A 15,900-nucleotide genomic window follows, 5' to 3' on the forward strand; every position below is an offset into this window, starting at 1 on the left:
GTTGCTGCGATCGTGGGCCGATGAGCCATCCGGTCCCGCGCCGTGACGGCGCGCCAGCGACCCTGGCCTGGCTGGGTCATCCCGCGACGGTCACCGCCCTCGTCCTGCTCGTGGTCAACGACCACCTGCTCAAGCCGGCGTTCCCCGGCCTGGTGACCGGAAAGCTCAGCGACGTCGCCGGCCTCCTCGTCGCGCCGACGTTGGTCGCCGTGCTGCTGACGCTGCTGGCCCCACGGCTGCCGGCCCGCGTCGCCGCCGGGCTCGGGCTCGGCCTCGTGGCCGCCGGCTTCACCGCGGTCAAATCCAGCGGGTACGCCGCCGCCGGCGCCTCGGCGCTCTGGAGCACCGTCAGTGGGCCGTCGCTGGTCCGGGCCGACCCCACCGACCTGTTCGCGCTGCCCGCGCTGGTCCTCGCGGGGTGGACCTGGTCCCGGGCGCGGCGGGCGCCGGTGCGGCGGCGAACGGCCCGGCTGGTCCGGCTGCTGGTGCTGTTGCCGGCGGCGACGTTGGCGGTGGCGGCCACCAGCGCCGTCCACTATCCCGACGCCGTCCGGGCTGCGGTCCTCGACGGACAGTTGGCCGCCGGCATCGGGTACGGCTACGACACCCGCGTCTTCGACGACACTCCCGCCTGGCGGCTGAGTGGCGACGACGGGCTCACCTGGCGTGACCCGATCCGGGGCGAGACCGAGGCGTTGGCCGGTACGAAGGGGCCGGTGGCCGGCCCGGTCAGCCAGGGCTGCTCGACCGCCACGCCGACGCGCTGCTACCGGGTGGTCCCCGGCCGGCTCGCGGTGGAGCAGAGCGACGACGCGGGCCGGACCTGGCAGCCCGCCTGGGGGGCGACCGAGGCGCAGCGGGCTGTCCTGCGCCGGCAGTACCCGGACCCGGGACCGCGCGGCGAGCGGCTGACCACGCAGGAGCTGGCCGTGCGGGACACCGGCGACGGTCGGCACGTGGTGCTGGTGGCCAACGGGCGGGACGGATTCGCCGTCCGCCGGCCCGACGGGAGCTGGGAGCGGCTCGGGTTCCTCGGCGGGGAGGCGGCGGTCGGGTACCCGTTCGGCGGGCGGCCTCCGGCGTTCGGCCGCAGCACCCCGGCGGACCGGGGGGACGACCCGCTGCTGGCCCTGGCCCTGGGCCTCACCTTGGTCGCATCGGTGGTCGCGGTGGCCGGCGCGCGGGCGGGGAGGCGGACCGGCGCCGCCCGCTGGCGTCTCGTCCCCCTGGGCCTCCTGACGGGCGCCGCCTGGGTCCTGCTGGCCCAGGTCTGGGCGGACGAGCTGTTCGTCCAGGAACTGAGTCTCGTCGGGCTGGCCGCTGTCCTGGTACCCCTGCTGGCGCTGGCCGGTCTGACGCCGGTCGGGCTGCGCGGGGCGCGTGGGCGGTGGACCGCAGAGGTGCTGCTGGCCGCCGCCCTGACCCTGGCACTGACCGCGCTGCCGCTGGTGGGCTGGCTCTACGGCCGGCCCGCGTACTCCGGCACGGCCCTGCTGCTCGCCGTGGCGGCCACCGTGCCGGGACTGCTGCTGGGCTGGCGGGCGGCCCGGTTGGTCGCCGCGCCGGCGACTCCGCCCGTCAACGGGCCGGCCGGCTCGGTGCGACAGCGGCGATCATGACCGCTACCAGGGCCAGCGCCGCGCCGAGCAGCGTGACGGCGTCCGGGCGGGAGGCCGCCGTGGGCAGCAGCAGGTCCAGCAGTACGGCGCCGACGATCTGCCCGGCGATCGTGGACAGGCCCAGCAGCAGCACGCCGGTGAACCGGACGATCGCGGCGGCGATCGCGATGAACACGATCCCGATCGGCCCGCCCAGGTAGAGCCAGGGCTCGGCCGGGGGGCTGCCCGTCGGCCATCCGCGTACCGCGAGGTCGACGGCGAAGGCGACCAGCAGGGCGGCCGTGCCGACGGTGAAGTTGACCAGCGTGGCGGTCAGCGCGCTGCCGGAGGCCATGCGTACCCGGCCGTTGACCGCCTGCTGCCAGGCGACGGCCACCCCGGCGAGCAGCGGCAGCAGGGCCAGCCCGAGGGTGTCCGGGTCGCCGAGCCGGTCACCGACGGCCAGCAGGACGGCGACCACGGTGAGCGCCGCCCCGGCCATCCGCCGGCCGGTGACCGGCTGGGAACCGCCCGGGCCGACCCCGGCCCGGTCCACCGCCAGGCTGCTGCCGGACTGGCCCGCGACCACCGCGACCGTGAAGACCGCCACACCGAGGGTGCCGATGGTCAGCCCCTGGGCGGAGACCAGGAACGCCCCGCACGTTCCGCCGAGGCACTGCCACGGCCGCAGCGAGCCGTCGGTGAGCGCGCCGCGCAGGGCGGTCAGCCCTCGCCGCCCGGCCGGCGTGGCGGGGACCAGCACCAGCAGCACCACCAGGCCGAGGCCGAACGAGACCACCGCGGCGGCGATCCCGTCGGCCAGGCGTACGCCCAACTCGCCGTTGATCCGGGACTGCACGGCCACAGCCAGCCCTGAGAGCGTCGCGAGAGCCACACCGGTGATCCGGCGGGTCGCAGACGTGGCTGGCGTGGCCAGCGTCCCGGTGCTGCTCACTCCTGCTCGGCCAGCGGGCGGCCGTCGAAGTCGACGGCCGAGTAGAGCGCGAGCTTCTCCAACCGGTGGTACGAGTCGATCACCCGGATCGTGCCGCTCTTCGAACGCATGACGATCGACTGCGTGTACGCGCCGCCGGCGCGGTAGCGCACGCCGCGCAGCAGATCGCCGGAGGTGACGCCGGTGGCCACGAAGAAGCAGTTGTCGCCGGTGACGAGGTCGTCGGTGCCCAGCACCCGGTCCAGGTCGTGCCCGGCGGCGAGCGCCTTCTCCCGCTCCTCGGCGTCGCGCGGCCAGAGCTTGGCCTGCATCGCCCCGCCCATGCACTTCAGCGCGCACGCGGAGATGATGCCCTCGGGAGTGCCGCCGATGCCCATCAGCACGTCGACGTCCGACTCGCCCCGGGCCGCCGCGATGGAGCCGGCGATGTCACCGTCGGAGATGAACCGGATGCCGGCGCCGGTGCGGCGGATCTGCGTGACCAGGTCGTCGTGCCGGCTGCGGTCCAGCACGCAGACCGTCACCTCGGAGACGTCGGTGCCCTTGACCTTGGCGATCCGGCGCAGGTTCTCGGCCACCCCGGCGTTGATGTCCACCACGTCGGCGTACGCCGGTCCGACGGCGAGCTTCTCCATGTAGAAGACCGCGCTCGGATCGAACATCGCCCCCCGCTCGGAGACGGCGAGCACCGCCAGCGCGTTCGGCATGCCCTTGCTCATCAGCGTGGTGCCGTCGACCGGGTCGACCGCGACGTCCACCTCCGCGCCGGTGCCGTCGCCGACGTGCTCGCCGTTGAAGAGCATCGGCGCGTTGTCCTTCTCACCCTCGCCGATCACCACGACGCCCCGCATGGGGATCGAGTTGATCAGCTTGCGCATCGCGTCGACGGCGGCTCCGTCGCCGCCCTCCTTGTCGCCCCGGCCGACCCAGCGACCGGCGGCCATCGCCGCGGCCTCGGTGACCCGGACCAGGTCGAGGGCGAGGTTGCGATCGAGATCCTGCGGGATCCGGGTCCTGGTGTTCGTCATGACGGCTCCTCCTCGCGACGTTGCGGGGCGGCAGGGTGCGGCGTCGCCGCTGCCGGCTTTGTCGCTGATCCTCACACGATCGCTCACCCGGCGCGGGGCCGGGGCGGTGATGGCCCGGATACGGCCGGTCGGGCGGCTGCGAGAATGACGAGGTGGAAGCCGCACAGCCCGCCGATCGCGTACCCGCCGACCGCACACCCCCGGACGGCCAGCCGCCCGTCGCCCCGACCCGGGACGCCGCCGTACCCGAGGGGGAGCCGGCGCTGGTCGAGCCCGCCGGCGCGGCCGACGTGGCCCTGTCCGACGGCATGACGGAGACGGGCGAGCGGCCCGCGCCGCCGCCCGCGGTCGACACCCGCAAGTCGGAACGTTCGCCCAAGGACATGGCGATCTCGCTGCTCGTGCTGCTGGTTCCGATCGCCCTGCTGCTCGCCTTCTACCGGGGGTTCCTCGGCGGCGAGCAGCCGACGACCGTCGACCCGGCCCCCGCCATCGACTCGGCGCGGGCCGCCAACGTCTTCCCGGTCAGCGAGCCGGCGGAGCTGGGTGACGGATGGCACACGGTCAGCGCGAAGTTCCAGACCGTCGAGGGCGGTTCGAACCTGCGGCTCGGCTATGTCACCCCCGAGGGGCGGGGCGCCCAGTTGGTGCAGAGCAACGTGCCGCCGGAACGGCTGCTGCCGACCGAGCTGACCGCCGAGGCGCAACCGCAGGGCCAGACCGACCTGGGCGGACGCACCTGGCAGCGGTACACGGCCCGGGGCAACGAGCAGGCACTGGTCCTGCTCGAACCGAACCGGACCGTGATCGTGGTCGGCGACGCCCGGGACAACGAGCTGCGGCAACTGGCCGGGGCGGTCCGGTAGCCGCCGGGAAACGGCCCCCCGGTTGTCGGTCGGATCGGCTAGGCTGCCCCGGCTCACTGCCCGGCGGCTGAAGCACGCCGGGCTTACCGTTCCACGAAGAGGGACTTACCTGTGAACATTCGACGGTGGAGCGTCGGCGTGCTCGCCGCCACCCTGCTCGTTCCCGGCCTGGCTGCCTGCAAGTCGGACGAACCCACGCCGGCCGACGCAGGCTCGGTAACCTCGGCCGTGCCTGCCGACCCGAAGGAGGCGCTGCTCGCCTCCACCAAGGAGATCGAGAAGGGTAACTTCACCTTCACGCTGGCCGGTGCCGGGCTGAGCGGCAAGGGCCTGGTGCACAAGCCCAGCAACAGCGCCCAGTTCAGCATGAAGTTCGACGACGAGTCCGGCAGCATGTCGATGAGCATGGAGCTGATCTACATCGAGCCGGACAGCTGGGTGATGCTCGACCTCGGCGAGCTGGGCGCCATGATCCCGGGCGCGGAGAAGTGGAAGGGCAAGTACCAGCACCTCGACCAGTCCAAGGTCAAGGGCGCCGGCGAGCTCAGCCGCTACATGGAGGAAGTCGACCCGGCTGGCAGCGCGAAGCTGACCAAGGGCATCACCGAGGTGCAGAAGACCGCCGAGGGCAGCTACACCGGCAAGCTCGACGTGTCCGCCGCGGACGACGCCGCCACCCTGGACGCCGACCTGGTCAAGGCCCTCGGCGCGCAGGCCAAGGCGCTGCCCTTCACCGCCAAGCTGGACGCGGAGGGCCGCCTCACCGAGCTGGTGATCTCGGTGCCGGCCGCCGGTGAGACCAAGGCGCACGACATCAAGGTCACGTACGCGGACTACGGCAACGCCACCGCCGCCCAGAAGCCGCCGGCGGACAAGGTGGTCGAGGCGTCCCCCGAGACGTACGAGATGTTCAAGGACTGACAGCGGCACACGGGAACGGGGCGGCTCCGGCCGCCCCGTTTCCGCGTTCCGGGTCACCCGACCGGGGCAACCGGACATCGCGGTGATTGTGCGACGCGGCGACAGGGAACAGAAGTGGGGCGAACCCGGGCCCGCCGCCCCGGCAACCGGCCCGACGGGGGTTCGCGCGGCGCAGCCGACGTGGTGCGTCGCCCGGTTTCCGGCCGCCGCCAGGTGCGTCGGGTGACCCACGTGGGAGACACGCATGACTGTTCGACGCCTGAGCGCCGGCCTGGTGGCCGCCGCCCTGTTCACTCCCGGTCTGGCCGCCTGCAACGCCTCGGGGACCCCGACGGCGGACTCGTCCGCCTCCCCGACCGTCTCGGCGTCCGGTACGCCCGCGGCCTCGGGCAGCGCGGCCCCGGCGTCCGGTGACGCCAAGCAGGCACTGCTGGCCTCCACCCGGGAGATCAGCAACGGCAACTTCCGGTTCACCATGTCCGGCGTCGGCTCGACGGCCGAGGGGCGGGTCCACGAGCCCACCCAGAGCGCCGAGATGCGGGTCACGATCGGCAAGCCGACCGACGACCTGTTCATGAAGCTCGACCTCGTCCACTACAAGCCGGACAGCTGGGTCAAGGTCGAACTCGGTGGCACGACCGCCAAGAGTGTGCCGGGTGTGCAGAAGCTGAACCTCGGCAAGTACCAGCACCTGGACCAGACCCGGATCAAGGGCAACCGGAACCTCGGCTTCGACTTCGAGAAGGTCGACCCCGCCGGCAGCGAGGTGCTGACGCAGGGCATCACGGAGGTCCGCCAGACGGGCGACGGCGCGTACGCCGGCACCATCGACGTGTCGAAGGCGGCCGAGGCGGGTTCGGTGGACCCGACGGTGATCACGGCCCTCGGCGCGCAGGCGAAGTCGGTGCCGTTCACCGCGAAGCTCGACCCGCAGGGCCGGCTCAGTGAGATGGTCATCCAGATCCCGGCCGCCGGCCAGAACAAGGCGCAGGACATCCGGATCACGTACTCGGACTACGGCAGCGCCACCGCCGCCCAGAAGCCCCCGGCGGACCAGGTGGTCGAGGCCCCCGCCGAGCTCTACAACCTCTTCAACTGACCCACCCGTTTTCTGCCCCCGTTCCGACGTCGATCATGCAGTTGTGGTGGGTGACACAAGGTGCAGAACGCCCTGTATCGCCCACCACAACTCCATGATCGGCGTCGGGGTGGGGTGCGGGGCGGGCGTCAGGGGGTGGGGTTCTGGCGGGTGGCGTCGATACGGGCGCGGGCGCCGTCGAGCCAGCGCTGGCAGGTCTCGGCCAGCTTCTCGCCGCGCTCCCAGAGCGCCAGTGACTCCTCCAGCGTGGTGCCGCCGGTCTCCAGCCGCTCGACCACCGACGCCAGCTCGGCGCGGGCCTGCTCGTAGCTGAGATCTTCGTCCTTCTTCTCGTCAGTCATCGCTGCCATCCCACCACATCGTGATCCCGCTTCCGTTCAGCGTCGACCGTCGCGGCCAGCTCGCCATCGTGATTCCGTTTCCGTTCAGCCGTCGACCCTCGCGGCCAGTTCGCCCTCGGCGAGGCGTACCCGGAGCGGGTCGCCCCGGCCGACCTCGGACGCGGCGCGGAGGACCTGGCCGTCGGCGCGCTGGACGATCGCGTAGCCCCGGTCGAGGGTGGCGGCGGGGGAGAGGGCGCGCAGCCGGGCCAGGGTGTGCCGCAGGTCGTCGTCGGCGGCGGCCAGGCGATGGTCGAGGCAGCGCCCGGCCCGCTGACGCAGCCCGGTCAGGTCGGCGACCCGCTGGTCGATCATGACCTGCGGTCGGGCCAGCACCGGCCGCGAGCGCAGCCCGTCGAGCCGGTGCGACTCGCGGTCCACCAGGTTGCGTACCGCCCGTTCGAGGCGGTGCCGGGCCTGGCGGATGACGCGCACCTCCTCGGTGAGATCGGGCACCACGCGCTTGGCCGCGTCGGTCGGCGTGGAGGCGCGCAGGTCGGCGACGTAGTCGACCAGCGGTGCGTCGGTCTCGTGGCCGATCGCGCTGACCACCGGCGTACGGCAGGCGAAGACCGCCCGGCACAGCGCCTCGTCGGAGAAGGGCAGCAGATCCTCGATGCCGCCGCCGCCCCGGGCGATGACGATCACGTCGACGGTCGGGTCGGCGTCCAGCACCTTGAGCGCGTCGACGATCTGCGGGACCGCGCTCGGCCCCTGCACGGCCACGTTGACCGTGCGGAACTCCACCGCCGGCCAGCGTCGGCGGGCATTGGTCAGCACGTCGCGCTCGGCGGCCGAGGCGCGACCCGTGATCAGCCCGACCCGGTTGGGCAGGAACGGGGGCCGGCGCTTGCGCGCCCGGTCGAACAGCCCCTCGGCCGCGAGCAGCTTCTTGAGCTTCTCCAGCCGGGCCAGCAGCTCACCGAGGCCGACCTGCCGGATCTCGTCGGCGCGCAGGCTCAGCGTGCCCCGGGCGGCGTAGAACTCCGGCTTGGCGTGCAGCACCACCCGGGCACCCTCGCGCAGCTCCGGCGCACCGGCGTCCAGGACGTCCCGGTTGGTGGTGACCGTCAGGCTGAGGTCGGCCGACGGGTCGCGCAGGGTGAGGAAGACGGTGCTGGCGCCCGGCCGGCGGCTGATCTGCGCCACCTGCCCGTCCACCCACACCCAGCCGAGCCGGGCGATCCAGGCACCGACCTTCTGGCTGACCACCCGGACCGGCCACGGCTCCTCGGATGTGCTGCGCCCCACCTCGCCTGTGCTCACCCGCCCACCCTACGGCCCGCCCCGGACACTCCCGCGCGCCTCGGCGGCCAGCTCCGGCGCGCCAGGTACGCGCGTCCTCTCGTACCGGAAAGGAGCTGGTGAGCGCCCCTGGCCCGGTCCGGGACGTGGTGGACCGGCGGAGGACACCGGTGGCCGTACGCGCAGCGAATGGGACATTCTGGCAGGCGTGCGCCGGCGTCGTGATGGCGGTCGCGTCCCGTGTCGCCCTCCGGGGCGGCACGTACGATGGGCGGGTGACTCAGGCTGAAGTGACGTCCCGGACCGGCAAGCGCGTGATCCTGGCCAAGCCCCGCGGCTACTGCGCGGGAGTGGACCGCGCGGTGCAGACCGTCGAGGAGGCACTCAAGCTCTACGGCGCCCCGATCTACGTACGCAAGCAGATCGTGCACAACAAGCACGTGGTGCAGACCCTGGAGGCCCAGGGCGCGATCTTCGTGGAGGAGAACGAGGAGGTGCCCCAGGGCGCCACCGTCATCTTCTCCGCGCACGGGGTGGCCCCGGAGGTCTACGAGCAGGCCCGCAGCCGCTCGCTGCGGGCGATCGACGCGACCTGCCCGCTGGTCACGAAGGTGCACCAGGAGGCGAAGCGTTTCGCCGCCGAGGACTACGACATCCTGCTCATCGGTCACGAGGGGCACGAGGAGGTCATCGGCACCTCCGGCGAGGCCCCCGAGCACATCCAGCTCGTGGACGGCCCGGAGGACGCCGACCGGGTCACCGTCCGGGACCCGAACAAGGTCGTCTGGCTCTCCCAGACCACCCTCTCCGTGGACGAGACGCTGGAGACGGTGGCCCGGCTCAAGAAGCGGCTGCCGATGCTCCAGTCGCCGCCCAGCGACGACATCTGCTACGCCACCTCCAACCGGCAGCACGTGGTCAAGGAGATCGCGCCCGAGTGCGACGTGGTGATCGTCGTCGGGTCGGCCAACTCCTCCAACTCCGTACGCCTCGTCGAGGTGGCCCTCGACGCCGGTGCGCGCGCCGGTCACCTCGTCGACTTCGCGCACGAGATCGACGACGCGTGGCTGGCGGGGGCGCGTACGGTCGGCCTGACCTCGGGCGCCAGCGTGCCCGACGAGCTGGTCCAGGAGGTCCTCGCCCACCTCGCCGCGCGTGGCTTCACCGACGTCGACGAGGTGGTGACCGCCAACGAGCGGTTGACCTTCTCGCTGCCGCAGGAGCTCAAGCGGGACATGAAGGCCGCCGTCGCGGCCCGCGGCTGACCGGCGGGAACGACACGCGGTCCCGCTGCGTCGAAAACGGGTATGAGGACTATTCGGCTCGCCGTCTCCACGCTGGCCGTCTGCGTGGCGCTGAGCGCCTGCGGCGGTCAGGACGGGGCCGGCGACACCCCCACCCCGACCCCGACGGGAGCGCAGCCGGTGACCAGCCCGCCCAGTCCGGATCCGAGCCCCTCCGCACTCCCGCCGACCCCCGGTGACCCGGTGGACCCGACGGGGCCGGCCCTGCCCCTGCCCACGAGACCCTCCGGCGGGGCGCCGAAGCCGTCGGCCGGCGCCGTCACGCTGACCGGGACGGTCACCTCGGGGGTCGAGCCCAACTGCCTGCTGCTCGACAACCACCTGCTGGTCGGCGGCCCGCGTGACGTGCTGAAGCCGGGCACGAAGGTCACGGTCACCGGCCGGGTCCAGCGCGACCTGCTCACGACCTGCCAGCAGGGCACGCCCTTCCTGGTCGAGACCGCCCGCCGCGGCTGAACCGGCACAACGGGCGGAGCCCGCCCCCTGGTGGGGACGGGCTCCGGTGTTCCGGTGCGGGACGGGTCAGTTCACGGCGCCGATGGAGACGGCGCCGCGGCCGACGACCGCGCCCTCGGTGGTCACCACGGCCAGCTCACCGTAGAGCGCCCGACCGGCGACCGGGGTCGACTGGGCGGTCACCGTGCCGGTGAGGGTGGCGGTGGCGCCGTGGGCCAGGTTGAGCGGGGTGGCGGGCGCCGAGAGGGTGCCCAGCGCCGCCGCCGAGAACGAGTCCCGGTAGTCGTAGGCGGTGCTGCCACCGGCCCCGTCCACCGCGTAACCCTCGACGACCACCCGGTAGGTGCCCGCCGGCGGGTTGTTGATGGTCACGGACTCCTCGGAGTCACCGTCGGCGTTCCGACCGACCTCCGTGGCGCCCCGGAAGACGTAGAGGTCGAGGTCGGCCGCGGCGCTGGCCGGGTTGCCGATCCGGGCGGTGAAGCGGGTCGCGCCCGCCGGCACCTCCACGATGTACTCCTGCGACGCGCCCTCGGCGATGGTGGGCCGCTCGGCGTGGACGCTGGAGAGCGGGCCACCCTGGCCGGTCACGGAGACCGGGCCGAAGGTGTTGGCCAGCGACCAGGTCACCGGGGTCGCCGCACCGGCGGTGACCGACGGCAGCTCGACCACGGCCGGCTCGACCGCGACACCCTGCGTACGCACGGTGAGCTGGAACGGGTTGTTCAGCGACGGCGAGGTCCGACGGGACTCCACCTCGATCTCCCAGACCCCGGCGATCGGGTTCTGGTAGTCGCGCTCCTGCGGCTTGCAGGCGTTGACGTCGGAGAAGTTGGTGTAGCAGGCGAGGCTGGACGTGCTCTCCACCGGGACGCCGTACGGGTTGAAGGCGATGAACCGGGTCTGCGAACCGGTGGCGATGCCGGAGAGGTTCACCTGGAGGGCGCCCGTGCCCGGCGGAACCGTCACGAAGTACGAGGTGAAGCCGTTCCGGTCGACCGAGCCCTCGGCCGAGAAGGCGAAGTTCGGCTTCTGCACGTCGTTCGAGGCCACGACGACGGTGGACACCTCGAAGTCGATGACCGAGGTGGCCGGGTCGTCGATCGTCATGATCGCGCCGTGCGCGCCGGAGGTGGTCGGCTTGGCGGTGACCTGGACGGTGACGGTCTTGTTCAGCGGGAGCGAGACGCTCTTCGGCGCCTTGAAGGTGCCGTCGTTGCCGCGCAGGCCCACGTTGTGCTTCACGGTGCCGGCCGGCCCGCTGGTGCGGGTCAGCTTGACCTGGTAGCTCTTCGACTGGCCGACGCGCTGCCCACCGTCGGTGGAGGCGCAACGGTTGTAGACGCCGGTGCCCTGGTTCGGGGTGCTCAGCTGACCGGACAGGACGGTGCAGACCGGGGCCTCGGAGGTGTACGAGCGGGTCTCCACGCCCTTGCGCAGCAGCTTCCACGCGCCCGGCACGTTGAACATGCCGTAGCCCTGGGCGTACGTCGGAACGTCGGCGATCGGCTTGGCCGAGGTGAAGAGCGCCCGGCGCAGCGCGGCCGGGGTGACGCCCTTGTCGGTCGCCTTGGCGGCCGACAGCAGCAGCGCGGCGGCGCCGGCGGCCTGCGGGGAGGCCATCGAGGTGCCGTTCAGCATCGCGTAGCCCGGGGGCAGCGCGTAGCCGGCCTCGGGGACCGGGTTGCCGGCCTGCCAGGTCGGGGCGGTGGAGATGGCCGAACCGGGGGCGGCGATGTTCGGCTTGACACCGCCGTCCTCGCGCGGGCCGCGGGAGGAGAAGTTGAACAGCGCGTTCTTCTTCTTGACCACGGAGCCGTAGTTGGCCAGCCAGGTGTCCTTGCTGATGCTCGCCGCGACGCTGACCACGTTGGCGGCCACCGACGGGTCACCGATGGTGTTCAGGCCCGGGCCGGAGTTGCCGGCCGAGATGAACATCTGCACGCCGTAGGTGGTGATCAGGTTGTTGTAGAGCTCGGCGCGGGCGTTGTTGCCGTCGTTCAGCGCCGGCAGGCCGCCGATCGACATGTTGATCACGTCGACCTTGCGGTTGATGACCAGGTCGGCCATGCCGGTGGTGAGGGCGGCGTAGGTGCAGCCGCCGCCCCACGAGCAGGCGCGGGCGGAGACCAGCTTGGCGCCGGGCGCGGCACCGTCGAAGGCGCCGTTGCCGAGCATGTCGTTGGCGGCGGTGATGCCGGCGACGTGGGTGCCGTGGGTGCTCTCGACGATGCCGATGTTGACGTAGTCCACCAGGCCGGGGCCGCCGACGGGGGTGGTGTCCACGTCCTCGCGGTACTCGACCACGAACGGGATCCGCTCGACCACGGGGGTGGCCGGGTTGTCGGTGCCGAAGTACCCGACGTCGAACTTCTCCTTGTACGGCCGCATCAGGGCGTCGTCGGTGAAGTCGTTGTTCTGGTTCACGTCCACCCAGATGTTGTGGGTGGCCGGGTCGTAGAGGATGCCGAACGTGTCGGTCCGGTCGCCGTCGCGGTTGATGTCACCGGCCGGGTCACTGGCAGCGGTGATCGACTCGCTGAACCGGTTGAACCGGTAGGTGCCCGCCGGGGCCGTCCAGGTCGCGCCGCCGGAGGTGAACGTCGGACCGGTGACCTCGGTGAGCATCGGGCGCCAGGTGGCGTCCTCGAACGGGTCCGTCGCGGTCACCCAGTCGACGATCTTCCGCTCGCCCGTGGTGGTCTTCTGCAGCGCCGGGTGACCGAGGTCCACACCGGAGTCCATGATGCCGATCGTGACGCCGCGGCCGTCCCACTGGGGGTTGTCCGCCACGAAGTCGACCGCGCCGGTCTCGTTGGTCGGCATGTAGGGGTTGGCGGCCGGGGTGTCGGCCCCGGGGCCGGGCAGGGTCGCCGCCTGCTGTGCCGCCTTCTTGCCGGAGGGCGCGACCTCGGGCGTCGGGTCGGGCAGCTGGATGGTCTCGTCGAGGTCGACGGCGGAGACGCCGGGCAGCGTGGCCGCCTTGACCACCTTGGAGGTGGGGACCTTGGCCAGGACGTAGCCGATGCTGTCGTAGCGCTCGGTGACGGCCGCGCCCAGCTTCTTGAGGTCGGCGGCGACGTCCTTCGCCTCGCCCTTCTTGGTGGCCACGATCAGCGTGACGGTCGGGGCCTTCTTCGCCTCCGCCTCGGCGAGCAGCTTGGCGTCGTGCGAACCCAGGGCCTCCACGGGGGTGACCTGGGAGGCGTCGGGTGCGGCGGTCGGTGCGGTGCTCGCGGTGGCGGCACCACCGGCGACGGTCACGGCGCTGGCCGCCACGACCGACGCGAACAGCGCGGCGGAGGTCCGCCGGCCGAGGTTTCGGGGTTTGCTCACGTTCTCTTTCCTCCAGAGAACAGGGCCCTCAGATGCAGGGCACGCGTGAGGCGAATCCTTCGTGCTGCCGCTGGTCACTGTCACTACCGCCGAGTTCGTTGTGACCACTTCGTGACATGGGTGGCCGTCCATTGTCACACCAGCGGTGATAGGTATCGGCCGTCAGTCCAGTGTCGACGGTCCGGACGGCGACCCGGCATCGGCGGTTCCGAGCAGCTCAGGGGCCTGCGGCTGACGGGGCGCCAGCTCGATCTGCGCCGGCGCGGCCAGCTCCTCGTCGGAGACCCCCAGCTCAGCGAGCTTACGGGCGCTGACCAGCACGCGCGCCTCCAGCGACCCCACGGCCCGGTTGTACGCGGTCACCGCGCCCCCGAGCGACGCGCCGAGCTTGCCGACGTGCTCACCCAGCGTCGACAGGCGTCCGTGGAGCTCCCGGGCCAGCGAGTGCACCGCGACCGCGTTGCGCGCCAGCGCCTCCTGCCGCCACGAGTAGGCGACCGTACGCAGCAGCGCGACCAGGGTGGCGGGGGTCGCCAGCACCACGTTGCGGGCGAACGCGTGCTCCAACAGCGTCGGGTCGCGTTGCAACGCGACGTCGAGGAACGGGTCGGCCGGCACGAAGAGCACCACGAACTCGGGCGTGCTGTCGAACGCGGCCCAGTAGGTCTTGGCGGCCAGCGCGTCCACGTGTGCGCGCAGGTGCCTGGCGTGGGCGTCGAGGTGGGCGTCGCGGCCCCGCTCGTCGCGGGCCTCCATCGCCGTAAGGTAGGCGTCGAACGGCGCCTTGGCGTCCACCACCACCGAACGGCCGCCGTGCAGCCGTACCACCAGGTCGGGGCGGACGCCCTGGTGGTCCGTGGCGGCGGTGACCTGCTCCGAGAAGTCGCAGTGCTCCAGCATGCCGGCCGCCTCGACGATGCGGCGCAGCTGGTGCTCGCCCCAGCGTCCGCGTACCTGGGGTGCCCGCAGGGCCGCCACCAGCTGCTTCGTCTCGGTACGCAGCTCGCCCGAGACCGTGCTCATGGCGCGGACCTGTTCGCGCAGTTCGGCGTACGCGTCGACCCGGTCGTGCTCCAGCTCGGCGACGCGCTGCTCGTAGCGGCGCAACGTCTCGTGCAGCGGGGCGACGGCACGCGCCACCGCCTCCTGGGACTGTGCGGTGGCCTCGTAGCTCAGTGCCCGCATGGACTGTTCCAGCCGGCCCTCGCCCTCCCGGGTGGCCCGCAGCGTGGCGTCCAGCCGGGCGATCTCGGTCGCCGAGCGGGTCCGGGCGGCGTACCAGCCCGCCGCGCCCCCGGCGGCGAGGCAGACGACCACCACGGCCAGCGTCGAGAAGTCCACCCCCCGAGCTTGCCAGACGGGTACGGCACGTGCCGTCGCGCCGCGTGGCGGGCGCCGCCGTGCCCGGCGGGTGCCGTCGCGCCGTGCGAGGGGCGCCGCCGTCCCCGGCGTGCGCCGTCGCGCCGCGTGGCGGGCGTTGCGGCTCGGCCGGCTCCGGGCACCCGCGCCCGGAGCCGGCGCCGGGTCACACCTGGGACAGTGGAACGACGTAGGAGTCGACGCGGGCGATCAGCCCGTCGCGGAACGTGAAGAGATCGTTGAAGGCGAACCGGAACGGTCCGTGTTCGATGCTGACGCCGCGCCCCTCGCCGGTGGTGACGACGACCGCGCCGTCCTCGTGGACGCGCTGGACGTCGAGCTCGGGGCTGCCGGTGAACGCCGGATTCTCGATCTCGCCGTCGAACTCCGCCTTGCCGCGGGTGGTCCGGTGACCGTGGATGACCCACTCGACGTCGTCGGTGAGGGTCGCGAGGATCCGCGGGTGGTCGCTCGTCCGGAATCCGGCGAAATATTCGGCGACGAGGTCGCGCTGGGTCGTACGGGTCATGGCGTTCTCCGTTCCGGTGGGCTGTCAGTGCCGAAGGTGTGCGGCGAGGGCGTCGAGGATCGAGGCGAGCCCGTCGGCTGCCTGGGCCGTCCGCAGCTCAGGCGGCAGCCGGCGCTGGTGGACCGTGAGGTCCGTACCGTCGCCGGCGGGGCGGACGGTGACGGTCGTGCGGAGGCCGGTGACGGGCTCGTCGAACACGAGTTCGTGCGGTGCGTCGACGCTCACGTAGACGAACCGGAGCCGGCGGGTCCTGCCGCCCGGCGCGCGGGTGTCCAGTTCGAATCCGCCACCGGGACGCAGGTCGACGGTCACGGATCCGGGCGGCACGCTGGCGTGCGAGCCGCCCCAGAACGCCGCGATGCTCGCCGGCGAGGTGAAGGCCGCCCAGACGCGTGCGGGCGCGGCAAGGAGGTGACGCTCGGCGATCAGCTCGTCGTCGCGGAGCTCGGTGCTGGTGGTCAATGGATCGCTCCCTTGTCGGTGAGGTGCTGCTCGAGGGCGTCGAGCCGGTCGTTCCAGGCGCGGCGCTGCTCGTCGATCCACGTGCCGAGCAGCGACAGCTGGTCGACCCTCAGCCGGCAGGGGCGTCTGGTGCCCTCGCGCCGCTGCTCGACCAGGCCGCACCGCCGAAGGACCCCCACGTGGTGGGAGATCGCCTGCGGGGTCAGGTCGAAGGGCTCGGCAAGCTCCTTCACCGTGGCCTCGCCGCGCGCGAGACGGGTGACCAGAGCGCGACGGACGGGGTCGCCGAGGGCGGCGAAGGCCAGATCGAGGTCGGGGCCGGGCGGCACGGGGGGAGAGGCCATGGCCTCACCCTATTGCAA

The 15,900-nt window shown here is 72.7% G+C and carries 15 protein-coding genes; 6 read left to right on the forward strand and 9 right to left on the reverse strand.

The window, feature by feature from the left end; all coding sequences use genetic code 11:
* Positions 1–20: 20 nt before the first annotated feature.
* Positions 21–1,619, forward strand: a complete 1,599-nt coding sequence (locus tag ACGFIR_RS05540) for a hypothetical protein (RefSeq protein WP_393143366.1) — start codon at positions 21–23, stop codon at positions 1,617–1,619.
* Here ACGFIR_RS05540 and ACGFIR_RS05545 read toward each other — a convergent pair.
* Positions 1,579–2,553: a DMT family transporter gene (locus ACGFIR_RS05545; RefSeq protein ID WP_393143368.1), complete on the reverse strand. Its 975-nt coding sequence runs from the start codon at positions 2,551–2,553 to the stop codon at positions 1,579–1,581. The two genes, ACGFIR_RS05540 and ACGFIR_RS05545, sit on opposite strands and share 41 nt — an antisense overlap.
* Positions 2,550–3,581, reverse strand: a complete 1,032-nt coding sequence (gene glpX, locus ACGFIR_RS05550; RefSeq protein WP_393000064.1) for a class II fructose-bisphosphatase — start codon at positions 3,579–3,581, stop codon at positions 2,550–2,552. The genes ACGFIR_RS05545 and glpX overlap by 4 nt, the downstream gene beginning before the upstream one ends.
* 152 nt (positions 3,582–3,733) lie before the next feature.
* Between glpX and ACGFIR_RS05555 the strand changes: the two genes are divergently transcribed.
* From ACGFIR_RS05555 to ACGFIR_RS05565, 3 genes are all read left to right on the forward strand, one after another.
* On the forward strand, positions 3,734–4,447 hold the full coding sequence (locus tag ACGFIR_RS05555; protein WP_393000062.1) for a DUF4245 domain-containing protein: 714 nt from the start codon (positions 3,734–3,736) through the stop codon (positions 4,445–4,447).
* Positions 4,448–4,558: 111 nt separating this feature from the next.
* Positions 4,559–5,368, forward strand: a complete 810-nt coding sequence (locus tag ACGFIR_RS05560) for a hypothetical protein (RefSeq protein ID WP_393143370.1) — start codon at positions 4,559–4,561, stop codon at positions 5,366–5,368.
* 244 nt (positions 5,369–5,612) lie between these two features.
* Positions 5,613–6,467, forward strand: coding sequence for a hypothetical protein (locus tag ACGFIR_RS05565; RefSeq protein WP_393000058.1), 855 nt, complete (start codon positions 5,613–5,615; stop codon positions 6,465–6,467).
* 128 nt (positions 6,468–6,595) lie between these two features.
* On the opposite strand, the gene ACGFIR_RS05570 is transcribed toward ACGFIR_RS05565, so the two are convergent.
* A complete protein-coding gene (locus tag ACGFIR_RS05570; protein ID WP_393001349.1) occupies positions 6,596–6,808 on the reverse strand; it encodes an exodeoxyribonuclease VII small subunit in 213 nt (70 codons plus the stop codon).
* An 84-nt stretch (positions 6,809–6,892) separates the two neighbouring features.
* On the reverse strand, positions 6,893–8,113 hold the full coding sequence (gene xseA, locus ACGFIR_RS05575) for an exodeoxyribonuclease VII large subunit (protein ID WP_393143372.1): 1,221 nt from the start codon (positions 8,111–8,113) through the stop codon (positions 6,893–6,895).
* Positions 8,114–8,367: 254 nt separating this feature from the next.
* On the opposite strand from xseA, the gene ACGFIR_RS05580 reads away from it, so the two are divergent.
* Both ACGFIR_RS05580 and ACGFIR_RS05585 read left to right on the forward strand, forming a co-directional pair.
* Complete coding sequence (locus ACGFIR_RS05580; protein ID WP_393000054.1) at positions 8,368–9,357, forward strand: 4-hydroxy-3-methylbut-2-enyl diphosphate reductase; 990 nt, start codon at positions 8,368–8,370, stop codon at positions 9,355–9,357.
* Positions 9,358–9,399: 42 nt separating this feature from the next.
* A complete protein-coding gene (locus ACGFIR_RS05585) occupies positions 9,400–9,852 on the forward strand; it encodes a hypothetical protein (RefSeq protein WP_393143374.1) in 453 nt (150 codons plus the stop codon).
* 66 nt (positions 9,853–9,918) lie between these two features.
* Here ACGFIR_RS05585 and ACGFIR_RS05590 read toward each other — a convergent pair whose 3' ends face one another.
* The 5 genes from ACGFIR_RS05590 to ACGFIR_RS05610 form a co-directional block, all read right to left on the reverse strand.
* On the reverse strand, positions 9,919–13,188 hold the full coding sequence (locus ACGFIR_RS05590) for a S8 family serine peptidase (protein WP_393143376.1): 3,270 nt from the start codon (positions 13,186–13,188) through the stop codon (positions 9,919–9,921).
* Between the two features lie 162 nt (positions 13,189–13,350).
* Positions 13,351–14,529 (reverse strand): DNA recombination protein RmuC, encoded by a 1,179-nt coding sequence (locus tag ACGFIR_RS05595; RefSeq protein WP_393143378.1) that lies wholly within the window; start codon positions 14,527–14,529, stop codon positions 13,351–13,353.
* Between the two features lie 184 nt (positions 14,530–14,713).
* Positions 14,714–15,076: a nuclear transport factor 2 family protein gene (locus ACGFIR_RS05600; RefSeq protein ID WP_393143380.1), complete on the reverse strand. Its 363-nt coding sequence runs from the start codon at positions 15,074–15,076 to the stop codon at positions 14,714–14,716.
* 24 nt (positions 15,077–15,100) lie between these two features.
* Complete coding sequence (locus tag ACGFIR_RS05605) at positions 15,101–15,538, reverse strand: SRPBCC domain-containing protein (RefSeq protein WP_393000044.1); 438 nt, start codon at positions 15,536–15,538, stop codon at positions 15,101–15,103.
* Positions 15,535–15,882 carry an ArsR/SmtB family transcription factor gene (locus tag ACGFIR_RS05610; protein WP_393000042.1) on the reverse strand — a complete coding sequence of 116 codons (348 nt, stop codon included), beginning with the start codon at positions 15,880–15,882 and terminating at the stop codon, positions 15,535–15,537. Before ACGFIR_RS05610 ends, ACGFIR_RS05605 begins: the two co-directional genes overlap by 4 nt.
* Between the last annotated feature and the right edge of the window lie 18 nt (positions 15,883–15,900).

This window comes from Micromonospora sp. NPDC049051, from assembly GCF_043197575.1.
Classification (GTDB): domain Bacteria; phylum Actinomycetota; class Actinomycetes; order Mycobacteriales; family Micromonosporaceae; genus Micromonospora.

Bases quoted from the DNA above. Each gene is read 5' to 3' on its own strand.
- glpX (WP_393000064.1), bottom strand. From the start codon at position 3,581: ATGACGAACACCAGGACCCGGATCCCGCAGGATCTCGATCGCAACCTC.
- ACGFIR_RS05540 (WP_393143366.1), top strand. From the start codon at position 21: ATGAGCCATCCGGTCCCGCGCCGTGACGGCGCGCCAGCGACCCTGGCC.
- ACGFIR_RS05600 (WP_393143380.1), bottom strand. From the start codon at position 15,076: ATGACCCGTACGACCCAGCGCGACCTCGTCGCCGAATATTTCGCCGGA.
- ACGFIR_RS05565 (WP_393000058.1), top strand. From the start codon at position 5,613: ATGACTGTTCGACGCCTGAGCGCCGGCCTGGTGGCCGCCGCCCTGTTC.
- ACGFIR_RS05610 (WP_393000042.1), bottom strand. From the start codon at position 15,882: ATGGCCTCTCCCCCCGTGCCGCCCGGCCCCGACCTCGATCTGGCCTTC.
- ACGFIR_RS05585 (WP_393143374.1), top strand. From the start codon at position 9,400: ATGAGGACTATTCGGCTCGCCGTCTCCACGCTGGCCGTCTGCGTGGCG.
- ACGFIR_RS05570 (WP_393001349.1), bottom strand. From the start codon at position 6,808: ATGACTGACGAGAAGAAGGACGAAGATCTCAGCTACGAGCAGGCCCGC.